The sequence below is a fragment of the Pseudomonas brassicacearum genome (assembly GCF_009601685.2).
Classification (GTDB): domain Bacteria; phylum Pseudomonadota; class Gammaproteobacteria; order Pseudomonadales; family Pseudomonadaceae; genus Aquipseudomonas; species Aquipseudomonas kilonensis_B.
In genome coordinates, this window is the sequence record NZ_CP045701.2 from 1,213,224 (window position 1) to 1,229,985 (window position 16,762).

Here is a 16,762-nt window from a genome sequence, read left to right on the forward strand (position 1 = left end):
CGCACGGATGCGGGGATCTCCAGCAAACCCGCGCTACGCGGGAGCTGACTTGCCGTTTTTCATGACGGCTCTATGGCAAATCTTGATCGCATGGCGCCAGGCGCCGGAAAAAGACATTTGCAAAAGTCCGGATATTCCTTAGAATATGCGGCCTTTCGGGCACCTATGCCCGCTGTGCATTTAGATTTGCAGCACCGACTACAGGAACGATGTTCACATGCTAACAATCCGTCTTGCCCTTGGCGGCTCCAAAAAGCGCCCGTTTTACCACCTGACCGTAACCGACAGCCGCAACCCGCGTGACGGTTCCCACAAGGAGCAGGTTGGTTTCTTCAACCCTGTTGCCCGTGGTCAGGAAGTTCGTCTGTCCGTGAACCAAGAGCGCGTAGCCTACTGGCTGAGCGTTGGTGCACAACCTTCTGAGCGCGTTGCTCAGTTGTTGAAGGAATCGGCTAAGGCTGCGGCCTGAGCAATATGAACGCGACGCCAAAAGATGCTGATGATTTGATCGTTGTCGGCAAGATCTATTCTGTACATGGCGTTCGCGGCGAAGTGAAGGTGTATTCCTTTACTGATCCGATCAAGAACCTGTTGGACTACAAAACCTGGACGCTCAAGCGCGAAGGTAGCGTGAAACAGGTGGAGCTGGTCAGCGGACGTGGGAACGACAAGTTCCTGGTCGCAAAGCTCAAGGGTCTCGATGATCGTGAAGAAGCGCGTCTTCTGGCCGGTTATGAGATCTGCGTGCCGCGCAACCTGTTCCCTGAACTGACCGACGGCGAGTACTACTGGTACCAGCTGGTGGGTCTGAAGGTCATCGACCACCTCGGGCAATTGCTCGGGAAAATCGATCACCTGCTCGAGACCGGTTCGAACGATGTCATGGTGGTCAAGCCTTGCGTCGGCAGCCTGGATGATCGCGAACGCCTGTTGCCCTATACCGAGCAATGCGTGTTGGCCGTCGACCTTGCGGCAGGCGAGATGAAGGTGGAATGGGATGCGGATTTCTAAACGTGGCTAACTTGCGCGTTGAAGTCATCACATTGTTTCCCGAGATGTTTTCCGCCATCAGCGAGTACGGCATAACCAGCCGCGCGGTGAAACAGGAGCTGTTGCAGCTCACCTGTTGGAATCCGCGGGACTACACCACGGATCGACATCACACTGTGGACGATCGCCCGTTTGGTGGTGGTCCGGGCATGGTGATGAAGATCAAGCCCCTGGAAGATGCGCTGGTTCAGGCCAGGACGGCAGCCGGGGAGGGTGCGAAGGTGATCTACCTGTCGCCCCAAGGCCGCCAGCTGACTCAGTCGGCGGTACGCGAGCTGGCGAATTCGGATGCATTGATCCTGATTGCCGGCCGTTATGAAGGCATTGACGAGCGTTTCATTGAAGCTCATGTCGATGAAGAGTGGTCGATTGGCGACTATGTACTGTCTGGCGGCGAGCTGCCGGCGATGGTCCTGATCGATGCGGTTACACGACTGCTGCCTGGAGCTTTAGGGCATGCAGATTCCGCTGAGGAAGATTCCTTTACGGATGGTCTGCTGGATTGCCCGCACTACACCCGACCGGAGGTGTATGCGGATCAGCGTGTTCCCGACGTGTTGCTAAGTGGCAACCACGCGCACATCCGGCGTTGGCGTTTACAGCAGTCCCTTGGTCGGACCTATGAACGACGCGCCGATCTTCTGGAAAGCCGCTCGCTTTCTGGAGAAGAGAAGAAGCTGCTCGAGGAATACATCCGCGAGCGGGACGATAGTTAACAACGTATCGATGGTGAGTCCGACGACTCGCCTTAGGAGCACAGCATGACTAACAAAATCATCCTTGCACTCGAAGCAGAGCAGATGACCAAAGAAATCCCTACCTTTGCCCCAGGCGACACCATTGTCGTTCAGGTGAAAGTGAAGGAAGGCGACCGTTCCCGTCTGCAAGCGTTCGAAGGCGTCGTTATCGCCAAGCGTAACCGTGGCGTGAACAGTGCATTCACCGTTCGTAAAATCTCCAACGGTGTCGGCGTAGAGCGTACTTTCCAGACCTACAGCCCGCAAATCGACAGCATGGCTGTCAAGCGTCGCGGTGACGTGCGTAAAGCCAAGCTGTACTACCTGCGTGACCTGTCGGGTAAAGCAGCTCGCATCAAGGAAAAACTGGCTTAAGTCCAGCTTCCGATGCAAAAAAAGCAGCCTGCGGGCTGCTTTTTTGTTGGTGCGCCAGGCATGGCGCGTTGCGCGTAAGCGCAACCAGCTTGGCTGTGGTGGCCACGCTGGTGACTTGGAGGTGCAAGTCCTCTACACACCCGGCAAGGGGAAGTGTTAGCCAGAGGCAAGGGTGTCGCGGGTGACTGCGAATCTGAAGGAAGCCCGAGGCAAAAATGCTGGCCTGACGAACAGGAAGCGGATAGAGGCGGCGCAGCGGGGGTAAGAAGGCCAACATCTTCAAAGCCCAATACTTGCACGGAACGCTGTGACGTAGATCCGACAGGCATAAGCAGGAAGGTCGCGCGAATTACCCTGGGAGATCTGCAGGCTTGCCACTGTGCTACCGAGCGTCGAGAGGCGACGGGATGAGCGTGCAGAAGTCAGCTGAAGCCGTAGTAATCGCCGAAACCGGGGCGATGAAGGGCCGAACAGGTTATGCCGCCAGTAGGCGTCAGAGTCTCGTCGAATGTTGAAGTGTGGAATATTCTCTAAGAGAAGACTGCTACCCCAAGCTCCGGACGGTATCCGAGGGTGACGACTGGCAGGGCACAAACATCGGCGGCGTCTGTGACGTGGACGAACGCGGAGCCGGACACGCTGATGGAGCGGGTGCTTGCGCCCGCCAACCTGCGGCGTGCGTACCAACGCGTGGTCAGCAACAAGGGCGCACCGGGTGCCGATGGCATGACGGTGGAGCAATTGGCGGACTACACGAATCAGTATTGGCCGATCCTCAAGGCTCGGCTGCTGGCCGGCGAGTATCACCCGCAAGGTGTGCGCGCCGTCGAAATCCCCAAACCCAAAGGTGGAACACGGCAGTTGGGCATTCCCAACGTCGTGGATCGTCTGATCCAACAGGCCTTGCTGCAACAGCTCACGCCGATTTTCGACCCTCTGTTCTCGGACTACAGCTACGGCTTTCGCCCGGGCAGAAGCGCTCATCAAGCCATCGAAACAGCCCGCACCCATGTGGCGGCGGGCCACCGCTGGTGCGTGGAGCTCGATCTGGAGAAGTTCTTTGATCGGGTCAACCACGATGTCTTGATGGCCTACGTCGAGCGTCAAGTCGAAGACAAGCGGGTGCTCAGGCTGATCCGTCGTTACCTCGAAGCTGGAGTCATGTCGGGTGGGGTCGTCAGCCGCCGGCAGGAGGGGGCGCCGCAAGGCGGCCCGCTCTCGCCGCTGCTGTCGAACATCCTGCTCAACGAACTCGACCGCGAATTGGAACGGCGGGGCCATCGCTTCGTGCGTTATGCCGATGATGCGAACATTTATGTGCGCAGTCGTCGTGCTGGCGAACGGGTGTTGGCCGGGGTTGAGCGCTTCCTGAGCCGGCGACTGAAACTAGCGCTGAATCGGGAAAAGAGCCGTGTGGCGCGGCCCTGGGTCTGTGACTACCTGGGTTATGGGATGAGTTGGCATAAACAGCCGAAGCTGAAAGTGGCGACGCTGAGCCTAGGGCGCTTGCGCGACCGGCTCAGAGCGCTGTTGCGTGGGGCACGTGGTCACAAGATGGCGGATGTCATTGACCGGATAAACCCCGTGCTGCTTGGCTGGGCGGGCTACTTCAAGCGCAGTCAGAACAAGCGAGCCCTTGAGGAACTGGACGGTTGGGTACGACGTAAGCTTCGATGTGTCATCTGGCGCCAATGGAAGCAGCCCTCGACGAGGGCGCGCAACCTGATACGCCTAGGCCTTAGCGAAGCGCGAGCCTGTACATCAGCATTCAACGGGCGAGGCCCATGGTGGAACTCGGGAGCGTCACATATGAATCAGGCGCTACCGAAGAAACTGTGGAATCAGCTCGGATTGCTCTCGATACTGGATACGATAAACCGGCTTAGCCGTGTAACCTGAACCGCCGTATACGGAACCGTACGTACGGTGGTGTGAGAGGACGGCGGCTGTAAGGCCGCCTCCTACTCGATCCTGCGATTTGCGCTTTGAGCACCCTGCATAGCTTCATTTGCCATTTCGATGCCGTGTGTGCCCGCATCCTTCAAGAGTTCTTATGCCAGCCATCGATCATCCGCTGATAGACCAGTTTCTCGATGCCCTGTGGCTGGAGAAGGGCCTGTCCGATAACACCCGCGACGCCTATCGCAGTGACCTGGCGCTGTTCAACGGTTGGTTGCAGGAAAACCACCTGGAACTGATCAACGCCGGCCGGGAATTGATCCTCGATCACTTGGCGTGGCGCCTGGAGCAGAACTACAAACCGCGCTCGACCGCGCGGTTTCTCTCTGGCTTGCGTGGGTTCTATCGCTATTTGCTCCGGGAAAAGCTGATTGCGGTGGACCCGACCTTGCGCGTGGAAATGCCGCAATTGGGGCGGCCATTGCCCAAGTCCCTCTCGGAAGCCGATGTGGAGGCGCTGCTGGCGGCACCCGACCTCAGCGAAGCCATCGGCCAGCGCGACCGGGCGATGCTGGAGGTCTTGTACGCCTGCGGCCTGCGTGTCACCGAGTTGATCAGCTTGACGCTGGAGCAGGTCAACTTGCGCCAGGGCGTGCTGCGGGTGATGGGTAAAGGCAGCAAGGAGCGCCTGGTGCCGATGGGCGAAGAGGCTATCGTCTGGGTCGAGCGCTACATGCGCGATGCCCGCCATGAACTGCTGGGCGGGCGCCCCAGCGACGTGCTGTTCCCCAGCCTGCGCGGCGAGCAGATGACCCGCCAGACCTTCTGGCACCGCATCAAGCACCAGGCCAAGGTGGCCGGGATCAACAAATCCCTCTCGCCCCATACTTTGCGCCATGCCTTCGCCACACACCTGCTCAACCACGGCGCCGACTTGCGGGTGGTGCAGATGCTGCTCGGCCACAGCGACCTGTCCACCACCCAGATCTACACCCACGTCGCCCGGGCGCGGTTGCAGGACCTGCATGCCAAACACCATCCTCGTGGCTGAATTAAGCCCCTTGTGGGAGCAAGCTTGTGGGAGCAAGGCTTGCCCGCGATGAACGATAACGCGGTTCAGTTGTTACACCGCGGCGCGGCCATCGCGGGCAAGCCTTGCTCCCACAAGCCCGCTAACCACAGGAAAGCCTCCATCAACGTCTTGCGTCAGCGGCATTCGGTCACGCGGGCCTTATGTGGTAGGCTTTGCCGGTTTGCACAGTGGGCGGTTGGAACCCGAATCTGCGGGTCGGCGTTTCCCGTCTCATTTGTTCGCCTCAGGAGTCCCCATGCGTTTGATCCAGATGTTCACCGCCGCCGCCATCGCGCTGGCCAGTACCTTTGCCATCGCCGACGACGCGGCTGACAAGGCTATCCGCAAGAGTCTGGAAAACCTTCAGCTCGAAGTGCCGATCGAAACCATCTCGGCCAGTCCCATGGCCGGCCTGTATGAGGTCAAGCTCAAGGGCAGCCGCGTGCTTTACGCCAGCGCCGACGGTCAGTACATCGTCCAGGGCAACCTGTTCGAGCTCAAGGGCGGCAAGCCGGTCAATCTCACCGAGCTGACCGAGCGCCAGGGCATTTCCAAGTTGATCAACGGTATTCCAGTCGCTGAAACCGTGGTTTATCCGGCGATTGGCGAAACCAAGTCCCACATCACCGTGTTCACCGACACCACCTGCCCGTACTGCCACAAGCTGCACGCCGAAGTGCCGGAGCTGAACAAGCGCGGCATCGAAGTGCGCTATGTTGCGTTCCCGCGCCAGGGCCTTGGCTCGCCGGGCGACGAGCAGTTGCAGGCGGTCTGGTGCTCCAAGGACAAGAAAGCGGCCATGGACAAGATGGTCGATGGCAAGGAAATCAAGGCCGCCAAGTGCGAGAACCCGGTTTCCAAGCAGTTCGCCCTTGGCCAGTCCATTGGTGTGAACGGCACGCCGGCCATCGTTTTGGCTGACGGCCAGGTGATTCCGGGCTACCAGCCGGCGCCACAAGTCGCCAAACTGGCCCTGGGCGCGAAATGATCACGGGCGATCCGCTTCTGAAGATCACGGCTCGGCGAAAACCTTCGTCGGGCCGTTAAACACAAAGTCGCGTTGCTGCGCGGCTGTATTTCACGGCCGACCTTGCGTCGGCCGTTTCATGGGGAGTCAAGAGTGAATCCGGTCAAAGTAGGCATCTGTGGGTTAGGTACCGTCGGTGGCGGCACCTTCAACGTACTTCAGCGCAACGCCGAGGAAATTGCTCGTCGTGCCGGGCGTGGGATCGAAGTGGCACAAATTGCCACGCGCACGCCAAAGCCTCAGTTCCAGACGACCGGTATTGCGATTACCAACGATGTCTTCGAAGTGGCCACGAACCCTGAGATCGACATCGTCATAGAGCTGGTCGGCGGCTACACCGTTGCCCGTGAGCTGGTACTCAAGGCCATCGAGAATGGCAAGCATGTGGTCACCGCGAACAAGGCGCTTATCGCTGTTCACGGTAATGAGATTTTCGCCAAGGCCCGCGAGAAGGGCGTGATCGTGGCGTTCGAAGCCGCCGTGGCCGGTGGTATCCCGGTGATCAAGGCGATCCGCGAGGGCCTGTCGGCCAACCGCATCAACTGGGTCGCGGGGATCATCAACGGCACCGGCAACTTCATCCTCACCGAGATGCGCGAGAAGGGTCGCACCTTCGAAGACGTGCTCGCCGAAGCCCAGGCCCTGGGTTACGCAGAGGCTGATCCGACGTTCGACGTGGAAGGCATCGACGCAGCGCACAAGCTGACGATCCTGGCCTCCATTGCATTCGGCATTCCGTTGCAGTTCGACAAGGCCTACACCGAAGGCATCACCAAGCTGACCACCGCTGATGTGAACTACGCCGAAGCCTTGGGCTATCGCATCAAGCACCTGGGCGTGGCGCGTAGCACTGCCAACGGCATCGAGCTGCGCGTGCACCCGACCTTGATCCCGGCCGACCGCCTGATCGCCAACGTCAACGGCGTGATGAACGCGGTGATGGTCAACGGCGACGCCTCCGGCTCGACGCTGTTCTACGGCGCCGGTGCGGGCATGGAACCGACGGCCTCTTCGGTAATTGCCGACCTGGTGGACGTGGTTCGTGCCATGACCTCGGACCCGGAAAACCGTGTGCCGCACCTGGCCTTCCAGCCAGACTCGCTGTCGGCTCACCCGATTCTTCCGATCGAGGCCTGCGAAAGCGCCTACTACCTACGCATCCAGGCCAAGGACCATCCGGGTGTGCTGGCCCAAGTGGCGAGTATCCTCTCGGAACGCGGCATCAACATCGAGTCGATCATGCAGAAGGAAGTCGAGGAACACGACGGCCTGGTGCCGATGATCCTGCTGACCCATCGTGTGGTCGAGCAGCGCATCAACGACGCGATTGCGGCGTTGGAAGCGCTCCAGGGTGTCGTTGGCCCGGTGGTCCGTATCCGCGTCGAACATTTGAATTAATTTAGCGGCAAGCGGTAAGTTGCAGGCTGCGAACGAAGGCAAACTGGCCTTTGAATGTGTCGCTTGCAGCTTCAACGCTTGAAGCCCAAACCGAAGGTTTGCCCCATGCGCTATATCAGTACCCGCGGCCAGGCACCGGCCCTGAATTTCGAAGATGTCCTCCTGGCCGGCCTGGCCACGGACGGCGGTCTCTATGTGCCGGAAAACCTGCCGCGCTTCACCCAGGAAGAAATCGCTTCCTGGGCCGGCCTGCCGTATCACGAGCTGGCGTTCCGGGTCATGCGCCCGTTCGTCACCGGCAGCATCCCGGACGCCGATTTCAAGAAAATCCTGGAAGAGACCTATGGCGTCTTTTCTCACAACGCCATCGCACCGCTGCGTCAGCTCAACGGTAACGAATGGGTCATGGAGCTGTTCCACGGCCCCACCCTGGCGTTCAAGGACTTCGCCCTGCAATTGCTCGGTCGCCTGCTGGACTACGTGCTGCAAAAGCGTGGCGAGCGCGTGGTGATCGTCGGTGCTACCTCTGGCGACACCGGTTCGGCGGCCATCGAAGGCTGCAAGCACTGCGAGAACGTCGACATTTTCATCCTGCACCCGCACAACCGGGTTTCGGAAGTGCAGCGTCGGCAGATGACGACGATTTTCGGCGATAACATCCACAACATCGCCATCGAAGGCAACTTCGATGACTGCCAGGAGATGGTCAAGGCCAGTTTCGCCGACCAGAGCTTCCTCAAGGGCACGCGGCTGGTGGCGGTGAACTCGATCAACTGGGCGCGGATCATGGCCCAGATCGTTTATTACTTCCACGCGGCCCTGCAATTGGGCGGCCCGGCCCGCTCGGTGTCGTTCTCGGTGCCGACCGGCAACTTCGGCGATATCTTCGCCGGCTACCTGGCGCGCAACATGGGCCTGCCGATCAATCAATTGATCGTCGCCACCAACCGCAACGACATCCTGCACCGCTTCATGAGCGGCAACCAGTACGTCAAGGAAACCCTGCACGCCACGCTGTCGCCTTCGATGGACATCATGGTGTCGTCGAACTTCGAACGCCTGCTGTTCGACCTGCATGGTCGCAACGGTGCGGCGATTGCCGGGCTGATGGACAGCTTCCGCCAGGGTGGCGGTTTCAGCGTCGAGCCTGAGCGCTGGACCGAAGCCCGCAAGTTGTTCGACTCACTGGCCGTGGACGATGAGCAGACTTGCGAAACCATCGCCGAGGTGTTCGAGCAGAGCGGTGAGTTGCTCGATCCGCACACGGCCATCGGCGTCAGGGCCGCTCGCGAGTGCCGTCGCAGCCTGGATATCCCGATGGTGATCCTGGGCACGGCACACCCGGTCAAGTTCCCGGAAGCCGTGGAGAAAGCCGGTGTAGGAAAAGCGCTCGAACTGCCTGCGCATCTTTCTGATTTGTTTGAGCGAGATGAGCGTTGCACCGTGTTGCCCAACGACTTGAAAGCCGTGCAGGCCTTTGTCAGTCAGCATGGCAACCGCGGCAAGCCGCTCTGACCGCGTAGACCTGTCACATTTTGAAGCCCGTCTCCTGACGGGCTTTCTTGTTTCTGCATGCCAAACTGGTCGGGTTTTCGCCCTTGGAGGGACGGGCGAGTCATCTCGAAGGAAATGCAGATGTCGTTTTTTATCAAAGGCAAGCCAGCCCTGGGCTGGGTCATGGGGCTGGCCCTGATGTACTGGGCGCAGGGGGGCAGTGCGGCGCAGTTGGCGGCTTTCGAAACGCCGCCGTTCAATCCTGGCGTACGGGTGGTGCTGGATGCGCAGGAACTGAAGTGGATCAAGGAGAACCCCCGAGTCATCGTGGCCACGATGCAGTTTCCGTTGTACCTGTTCAAGAATGAATTGGGGCAGTGGAACGGCCTGAACCACGACATTCTCCAGCGCATTGCGCAAATGACGGGCCTTGAGTTCGTGCATCGCGAATCGTTCTCCCCCGGCGAGATGCTGACGATGCTGGAGAACAGCGAAGCTGACATGACAACCCTCTTGGCGATGAATGACGAACGTAAGGATTTCCTGAGTTTCAGCCATGCATTTGGTGGCTCGGGCTGGGTATTTGTTGGCCGTGATGGAGAGTCGATCCTCCATTCGCTGGAACAGTTGGAAGGCAAGGTCCTGGCGTTGCCGGCGCGGCATGCATTGGAGGCGGAGATCAGGCGCGACTACCCGGCCATCAAATTGCACACGACCAAGACCTATGGCGAGGCGCGGGCGTTGGTCGAGAGCCGGGAAGCCTATGCCACCATCGAAAATGAAACCGGGGTGCACCTTTATCCGGCGGGACAATTGCAGGTAGGCAGGGGCCTTGAGGGCAAGTGGGAACCCGACTACCTGGCGGTACGCCAAGACCTGAGCGTGCTGCTGAGTATCTTGAATAAAGCCCTGGAAGCCTTCCCGGCCGAGGACATGCGCGCGCTGCGTTCCAAATGGATGGCCGGCACCACTCCCCTCCAGGCGCCATCGATCTGGGAGCGGGTGTCCCGCTGGGGGTACTGGTGCGTGACCGTGGTCGTGGGTTTCGGCCTCCTGTCCCTGCTGTGGAACCGTCGCCTGCAGATACAGATCGACCAGCGCCTCAAGGCCGAGGCGATCCTCAAGGACCAACTGATGCTCCAACGGGCCTTGATGGATGCCATTCCCGACCCGATTTTCATCCGGGACCTGGAAGGGCGCCTGATCATGTGCAACAAAAGCTTCGAAGACCAGGTTGCGACCCGCTTCGAAAAGCTGCGGGGCACGCGGTTGACGGATTCGGCGGCATTCCCGCCGGCCACCGCCGAGTTGCTCCATGGGGAGGTGATGGAGCAATTGCGCACCGGCCAGTCTCGGTTCGTCGACCGACAATTGATGTTCAGCAGCGGATTGCGGGAAATCTATCATTGGTCGGTGCCCTTCTATGGGGCCGACGGGCAGTTGCGCGGCATTCTGGGAGGCTGGACCGATGCCGGGCGTTGCGACAGGTTGATGGCCTGACGCCGACCGTCACCACGCCAAAGGCTTCAAGAGCAGGCTGTTGTTTGCCTGTCATATTGGGCGCGCATGCTCGGTTGAACAGGTTGAAGGCGTGCCGGTTCGGTGCGCTGACGAACTTTCTGCTGCTGCCCACGGTCACTTACTGTGAACATGCAGTTGTTTTCGGACTATTGAAGGGTGAGCGAATGGAAAGTATCAGCCTATTGCTGGGTGAGGCTTTGAGCCCGTATCAAGTCACGCTGACTCCCTCCGGCGCCAAGGGCGAATGCCTGGTGACGCTGAAGAATGCCTCCGGGGCCATCATGGTCGAGCGAGTGTTCAATCGGGCCCAATTGACCGACAAGCGTCAGTTGACGGATGTGGTCGATGGTCTGCATCGCGATGTGCTGATTGCCGAGGGCCGCCTGGAGCCCTGCGTGATTGCGGCGCTGCGCAATCTGGCGCGCGACAAGGTCATGGTCGCGGCGAATTGACTGGGGTTTTGTGGGAACCTTCCTACACTTTGGTGAGTCAGATTCTTTACCAACAAGAGCGAGCATTGTGCTCCGGTGCTTGTCGCTTGTTGTACGGACCTTGAAGGGTCACGTTTAACCCCGAGTTGTCTCCCCACTTCTCGGGGTTTCTTTTTGCCTGGCTTTTACGTTTTTAGCGCGTTCTGTCAGGCGCTGGCGCCGTTGTGGGAGCAAAGCTTGCTCGCGAGGCGGCCTTACAGCCGGCCTGGTTCTCCCGCTCCCACAGTTTGATCTTCAGTGACTGCCCCTGTGGCGCGTCAAATGGCCCCGTCGGCGCGCAGCTCGGCGATCTGCTGCGCATCGTAGCCAAGCTCGCCGAGCACTTGTGCGTTGTGTTCACCCAGCGCCGGCCCGACCCATTCGGATGTGCCCGGGGTGTCGGAGAGTTTCGGCACGATCCCTGGCATCTTGAACGCCTTGCCGTCCGGCAGCTTGGCCTGCAGGAACATTTCTCGGGCCAGGAATTGCGGATCGCTGAACATATCCTCAGCGCTGAAGATCCGACTGGCCGGCACTCCGGCCTGGTTCAATTGGTCGATAACGCTATCGAGCGGCAGCGAGTTGACCCAGCGATCGATGACGCCGTACAGCTCGTCGCGGCGGCTGTCACGGCCATCGTTGCTGGCCAGTTGCGGGTCATTGGCCAAGTCGTCACGGCCGATGATCTGCATGAAGCGCTTGAAGATCGCGTCGCCGTTGGCACCAATCTGCACGTGTTTGCCGTCAGCGCTGGTGTGGATGGACGAGGGGGTGATGCCGGGCATGATGTTGCCGGTGCGCTCGCGGATGAACCCGAACACGTCGAACTCCGGCACCATGCTTTCCATCATGGCGAAAATCGCCTCGTACAAGGCCACATCCACCACTTGCCCGGTTCCGCCATTGATCTCGCGGTGACGCAGGGCCATCAATGCGCCAATCACGCCCCAGAGGGCGGCGATGGAGTCGCCGATGGAAATCCCGGTGCGCACCGGCGGACGGTCCTCGAACCCGGTGATGTATCGCAGCCCGCCCATGGACTCGCCCACGGCGCCAAACCCTGGCTGATCTTTCATCGGCCCGGTCTGGCCGAAGCCCGAAAGTCGCACCATCACCAGTTTCGGGTTCAGTGCGTGCAGGATATCCCAGCCCAGGCCGAGCTTTTCCAGTACGCCGGGGCGAAAATTCTCGATCAGGATATCGGCTTCGCCAATCAGTTTTTTCAGGATCGTCAGTCCTTCAGGGTGCTTGAGGTTCAAGGTCAGGGACTTCTTGTTGCGTGCCTGGACGAACCACCACAGCGAGGTGCCTTCGTACAGCTTGCGCCACTTGCGCAGGGGGTCACCGCCGTCGGGCGATTCGACCTTGATGACCTCGGCACCGAATTCGCCGCAGATGCGTGAGGCGAAGGGCCCGGCGATCAAGGTGCCGAGTTCGATGACTTTGACGCCGGCAAGGGGTTTGGCAGTAAGCGACATGACAGATCCTGTAGGACAAAGGCAGAACGAATAGAGCGTTTTATCATAGGCCAAGGTCAGTCGCCGCAGGTTGATGGTCGGCAATTCGTGGATTGCCCGCGTCATCGGTTAGACTTGCCGCCTTTCCTCGTATCAAGAAGCCCGTTCATGGCCCAGCCGTCCACGACCTATAAGTTTGAACTGAACCTCACCGACCTCGACCGCAATGTGTACGAGAATGTGAAGCAGACCATCGCCCGCCACCCTTCGGAAACCGAAGAGCGCATGACCGTGCGCCTGCTGGCCTACGCGTTCTGGTACAACGAGCTGCTGGCGTTTGGTCGTGGTCTGTCAGACGTCGACGAGCCTGCACTGTGGGAAAAAAGCCTGGATGACCGTGTGCTGCACTGGATCGAAGTCGGCCAGCCGGATGCCGATCGCCTGACCTGGTGCTCGCGCCGGACCGAGCGCACCAGCCTGCTGGCCTACGGCAGCCTGCGGGTCTGGGAAAACAAGGTGATCCCGGCGGTCAAGAACCTGAAAAACGTCAACATCGCCGCCGTGCCCCAGGACGTGCTCGAAACCCTGGCCCAAGACATGCCCCGGGTGATCAAGTGGGACGTGATGATCAGCGAGGGCACGATTTTCGTGACCGACGACCGTGGCCAGCATGAAGTCCAGCTGCAATGGTTGCTGGGCGAGCGTGGTTGAGCCCGCCGGGCCCTGTAGGAGCTGTGTAGGAGCTGTCGAGTGCAACGAGGCTGCGATCTTTCCCCTGACGCTTGAGTCTCAAGCGAAAGATCAAAAGATCAAAAGATCAAAAGATCAAAAGATCAAAAGATCAAAAGATCAAAAGATCAAAAGATCAAAAGATCAAAAGATCAAAAGATCGCAGCCTTCGGCAGCTCCTACAGTGCAACCCAAGCGGGAGCAAGCTCCCTCGCCACCCGGATTTTCACCATTAAAGAGAAGTTTTCGTCCCCCCATGCGTATAGAACCCCGCCAACTGCCCGCCACCCTGCCATTTCTCGGTGACCTGCCGCCCCTGTTGACCCGCCTCTACGCAGCGCGTGGCGTGCAGTCCGAGGCTGAACTGGACAAGAGCCTGGCGCGCTTGATTCCCTTCCAGCAGCTCAAGGGGATCGACGCCGCGGTGGATCTGCTGGTGACGGCGCTGGAGCAACGCCAGCGCATCCTGGTCGTGGGCGACTTCGATGCCGATGGCGCGACCGCCAGCACCGTGGGCATGCTGGGGTTGCGCCTGCTCGGTGCGGCCCATGTCGATTACCTGGTGCCCAATCGCTTCGAATATGGCTACGGGCTGACCCCGGAAATCGTCGAAGTCGCCCTGGCTCGCGAACCGCAGTTGCTGATCACCGTGGATAACGGTATTTCGAGCGTGGAAGGTGTGGCGGCGGCGAAAGCGGCGGGGCTCAAGGTGCTGGTCACCGACCACCACTTGCCCGGCCTCGAACTGCCGGCGGCCGATGCCATCGTCAATCCGAACCAGCCGGGCTGCGAGTTTCCGAGCAAGGCCCTGGCCGGTGTCGGCGTCATTTTTTATGTGCTGATGGCGCTGCGGGCGCGTCTGCGCAGCTTGGGGTGGTATGCCAGTACACCCCAGCCGAACATCGGTGAATTGCTCGACCTGGTGGCCTTGGGCAGCGTGGCCGACGTGGTGCCGCTGGACGCGAATAACCGGATCCTGGTGCACCAGGGCCTGGAGCGGATTCGCGCCGGACGCGCCCGGCCCGGCATCAAGGCCATCCTGGAAGTGGCCAAGCGCGATGCTTCACGGATTACCTCCACCGACCTCGGCTTTATCCTCGGGCCGCGTCTGAACGCGGCGGGGCGCCTGGATGACATGAGCCTGGGCATCGAATGCCTGCTCACCGACGACCCGGCCCTGGCACGGGAGATGGCGGCGCAACTGGACGGCATGAACCAGGACCGCAAGTCCATCGAGCAGGGCATGCAGCGTGAAGCCCTGGCCCAACTCAAGGACCTGCCGGTGGAGTCGATGCCATTCGGTTTGTGCCTGTTCGATCCGCAGTGGCACCAAGGGGTCATCGGCATCCTCGCCTCGCGGATGAAAGAACGCTATTTCCGTCCGACCATCGCCTTTGCCGATGCTGGGGACGGCTTGCTCAAGGGCTCGGGTCGCTCGGTGCCGGGCTTTCACATTCGCGATGCGCTGAGCGTGGTGGCGGCGCAGCATCCTACCCTGATCAGCAAGTACGGCGGTCACGCCATGGCGGCGGGGCTGACGCTGCCGGAGGCGAATTTTCCGTTGTTTGCCGAGGCGTTCGATGCGGAGGTGCGCCGGCAGTTGCGCGAAGAAGACCTGACCGGCCGGCTGCTGTCGGACGGCACCCTGGCGGTGGAGGAGTTCCACCTGGAACTGGCCCGGGCACTGCGCCACGCCGGTCCTTGGGGCCAGCATTTTCCCGAGCCGATGTTCCATGGCGTGTTCCAATTGGTCGAACAGCGCGTGGTGGGCGAACGGCACCTGAAGGTCATCCTCAAGAGCGAATGCGGCTCGGTGAAACTCGATGGCATCGCCTTTGGCATCGACCGCGAGATCTGGCCCAACCCTACGGTGCGCTGGGTGGAACTGGCCTACAAACTCGACCTCAACGAGTTCCGCGGTCAGGAAACGGTGCAGTTGATGATTGCCCATATCGAGCCGCGGTAGGCACAGCCCTTATCTGGCGCCCGGGCGCTGGGTTCTGTAGGAGCTGGCGAAGCCTGCGATCTTTTGATCTTTTGATCTTTTGGTCTTTGATCTTTTGATCTTTCGCTTGAGACTCTGGTGGGTGGGGAAAGATCGCAGCCTCGTTGCACTCGACAGCTCCTACACAGCTCCTACACAGCTCCTACACAGCTCCTACACCGCTACACCGCTACACCGTTCAGAGTCGAACGGGATTTGGGTTCGCCTTGAGTGGAGAGCATTGCGCCACACCGTCGGTTTTTAAGTTCTGAACCCTCCGTCCTTGCAGGTTGTCGACTAGGCTCTAAGCACTGCTTGATAGCCCTTGTGACGTCTTGTCGAATTTTTTGCCCGCGGGGGCGGGTGTTGCACCTTTTGTCACTCGTCGACTTTTCAAACAGAACCCTGGAGCCTGCCCACTGATTCGAGAGGTGCCCCATGAGTCTGCTGCTGGAACCCTATACCCTTCGCCAATTGACCCTGCCCAATCGCATCGCGGTATCGCCAATGTGCCAGTATTCGAGCACCGATGGCCTGGCCAACGATTGGCACCTGGTGCATTTGGGCAGCCGTGCCGTGGGCGGTGCCGGCCTGGTGTTCACCGAAGCCACCGCCGTCACCGCCGAAGGTCGTATCACTGCCCAGGATTTGGGGCTGTGGAATGATGAACAGATCGAACCCTTGCAACGCATCACCCGTTTCATCACCGCCCAAGGGGCCGTGCCAGGCATACAACTGGCCCATGCCGGACGCAAGGCCAGCACCTGGCGACCCTGGCTGGGCAAGCATGGCAGCGTAAAACCGGCGGATGGCGGCTGGGTTCCAGTCGGCCCGTCACCGATTGCCTTCGATCCGCAACACACCCAGCCGGTGCAATTGGATGAAGGGCAAATCGCCGGCGTGATCCAGGCCTTCGTGGATTCGGCCAAGCGCGCGCTCACGGCCGGCTTCAAAGTGGTCGAGGTCCACGCGGCCCATGGTTATCTGCTGCATCAATTCCTGTCGCCCTTGAGCAATCAGCGACGTGATCAATACGGCGGCTCGTTCGAGAACCGCATCCGCTTGGTGCTGCAAGTCACTGAGGCGATCCGGGCCGTATGGCCTGAAGAGTTGCCGGTATTCGTTCGTGTCTCTGCCACCGATTGGGTCGAGGACGGTTGGAACCCGGATGAAACCGTGGAACTGGCGCGGCGATTCAGGGCCCTGGGGGTGGACTTGATCGATGTCTCATCGGGCGGCACCGCAGCCAATGCGGAAATTCCCACCGGCCCGGGTTACCAGACACGCTTTGCCGAGCGGGTGCGCAAGGAGTCGGAAATCGCCACCGGTACAGTCGGCATGATCACCGAACCGGCCCAGGCCGAACACATCCTGCGCACCTGCCAGGCCGACATCATCTTCCTGGCCCGCGAATTGTTGCGCGATCCGTACTGGGCCCTGCATGCCGATGATGACCTGGGCGGCCGCAAGGCCACGTGGCCGGCGCAGTACCAGCGGGCTACGCATCGGGACCAGCCGATTCATGAGTCGGATCTGCGCGATTGAGTGC

The 16,762-nt window shown here is 60.2% G+C and carries 15 protein-coding genes; 14 read left to right on the top strand and 1 reads right to left on the bottom strand.

The annotated features are described in order from the left end of the window. The first annotated feature begins 217 nt into the window (after positions 1-217). The 11 genes from rpsP to GFU70_RS05190 all read left to right on the top strand — a co-directional run bounded on the left by rpsP (position 218) and on the right by GFU70_RS05190 (position 11,025). On the top strand, positions 218-469 hold the full coding sequence (rpsP, locus tag GFU70_RS05140) for a 30S ribosomal protein S16 (protein WP_003198088.1): 252 nt from the start codon (positions 218-220) through the stop codon (positions 467-469). A gap of 5 nt (positions 470-474) precedes the next feature. Next, on the top strand, positions 475-1,011 hold the full coding sequence (gene rimM / locus GFU70_RS05145) for a ribosome maturation factor RimM (RefSeq protein WP_058544503.1): 537 nt from the start codon (positions 475-477) through the stop codon (positions 1,009-1,011). Beyond that, positions 993-1,766 carry a tRNA (guanosine(37)-N1)-methyltransferase TrmD gene (gene trmD / locus GFU70_RS05150; protein WP_170845966.1) on the top strand — a complete coding sequence of 258 codons (774 nt, stop codon included), beginning with the start codon at positions 993-995 and terminating at the stop codon, positions 1,764-1,766. The genes rimM and trmD overlap by 19 nt, the downstream gene beginning before the upstream one ends. Before the next feature lie 45 nt (positions 1,767-1,811). Beyond that, the gene (gene rplS, locus GFU70_RS05155) at positions 1,812-2,162 is read left to right on the top strand and encodes a 50S ribosomal protein L19 (RefSeq protein WP_003175895.1); all 351 of its coding nucleotides are present in this window, start codon (positions 1,812-1,814) and stop codon (positions 2,160-2,162) included. A gap of 573 nt (positions 2,163-2,735) precedes the next feature. Beyond that, on the top strand, positions 2,736-4,061 hold the full coding sequence (ltrA, locus tag GFU70_RS05160) for a group II intron reverse transcriptase/maturase (RefSeq protein WP_116641219.1): 1,326 nt from the start codon (positions 2,736-2,738) through the stop codon (positions 4,059-4,061). A 154-nt stretch (positions 4,062-4,215) separates the two neighbouring features. After that, on the top strand, positions 4,216-5,112 hold the full coding sequence (gene xerD / locus GFU70_RS05165; RefSeq protein WP_003198093.1) for a site-specific tyrosine recombinase XerD: 897 nt from the start codon (positions 4,216-4,218) through the stop codon (positions 5,110-5,112). Between the two features lie 277 nt (positions 5,113-5,389). Next, complete coding sequence (gene dsbC, locus GFU70_RS05170; protein WP_153387700.1) at positions 5,390-6,121, top strand: bifunctional protein-disulfide isomerase/oxidoreductase DsbC; 732 nt, start codon at positions 5,390-5,392, stop codon at positions 6,119-6,121. Positions 6,122-6,253: 132 nt separating this feature from the next. After that, entirely contained in the window at positions 6,254-7,558 is a 1,305-nt protein-coding gene (locus GFU70_RS05175) for a homoserine dehydrogenase (RefSeq protein WP_058544705.1), read from the top strand. Positions 7,559-7,663: 105 nt separating this feature from the next. Further along, positions 7,664-9,073 (top strand): threonine synthase, encoded by a 1,410-nt coding sequence (gene thrC / locus GFU70_RS05180; RefSeq protein WP_013692359.1) that lies wholly within the window; start codon positions 7,664-7,666, stop codon positions 9,071-9,073. A 120-nt stretch (positions 9,074-9,193) separates the two neighbouring features. Continuing rightward, entirely contained in the window at positions 9,194-10,552 is a 1,359-nt protein-coding gene (locus GFU70_RS05185; RefSeq protein WP_153387701.1) for a transporter substrate-binding domain-containing protein, read from the top strand. Between the two features lie 185 nt (positions 10,553-10,737). Continuing rightward, positions 10,738-11,025 (top strand): DUF3509 domain-containing protein, encoded by a 288-nt coding sequence (locus GFU70_RS05190; RefSeq protein ID WP_058544707.1) that lies wholly within the window; start codon positions 10,738-10,740, stop codon positions 11,023-11,025. Between the two features lie 296 nt (positions 11,026-11,321). On the opposite strand, the gene GFU70_RS05195 is transcribed toward GFU70_RS05190, so the two are convergent. After that, positions 11,322-12,521, bottom strand: coding sequence for a CaiB/BaiF CoA transferase family protein (locus GFU70_RS05195; protein ID WP_153387702.1), 1,200 nt, complete (start codon positions 12,519-12,521; stop codon positions 11,322-11,324). Between the two features lie 147 nt (positions 12,522-12,668). Between GFU70_RS05195 and GFU70_RS05200 the strand changes: the two genes are divergently transcribed. The 3 genes from GFU70_RS05200 to GFU70_RS05210 all read left to right on the top strand — a co-directional run bounded on the left by GFU70_RS05200 (position 12,669) and on the right by GFU70_RS05210 (position 16,758). After that, positions 12,669-13,211, top strand: a complete 543-nt coding sequence (locus GFU70_RS05200; RefSeq protein ID WP_058544709.1) for a YaeQ family protein — start codon at positions 12,669-12,671, stop codon at positions 13,209-13,211. Positions 13,212-13,485: 274 nt separating this feature from the next. Continuing rightward, on the top strand, positions 13,486-15,195 hold the full coding sequence (recJ, locus tag GFU70_RS05205) for a single-stranded-DNA-specific exonuclease RecJ (RefSeq protein ID WP_153387703.1): 1,710 nt from the start codon (positions 13,486-13,488) through the stop codon (positions 15,193-15,195). Between the two features lie 456 nt (positions 15,196-15,651). Then, positions 15,652-16,758: an NADH:flavin oxidoreductase/NADH oxidase gene (locus GFU70_RS05210; protein ID WP_058544711.1), complete on the top strand. Its 1,107-nt coding sequence runs from the start codon at positions 15,652-15,654 to the stop codon at positions 16,756-16,758. The last annotated feature ends 4 nt before the right edge of the window (positions 16,759-16,762 follow it).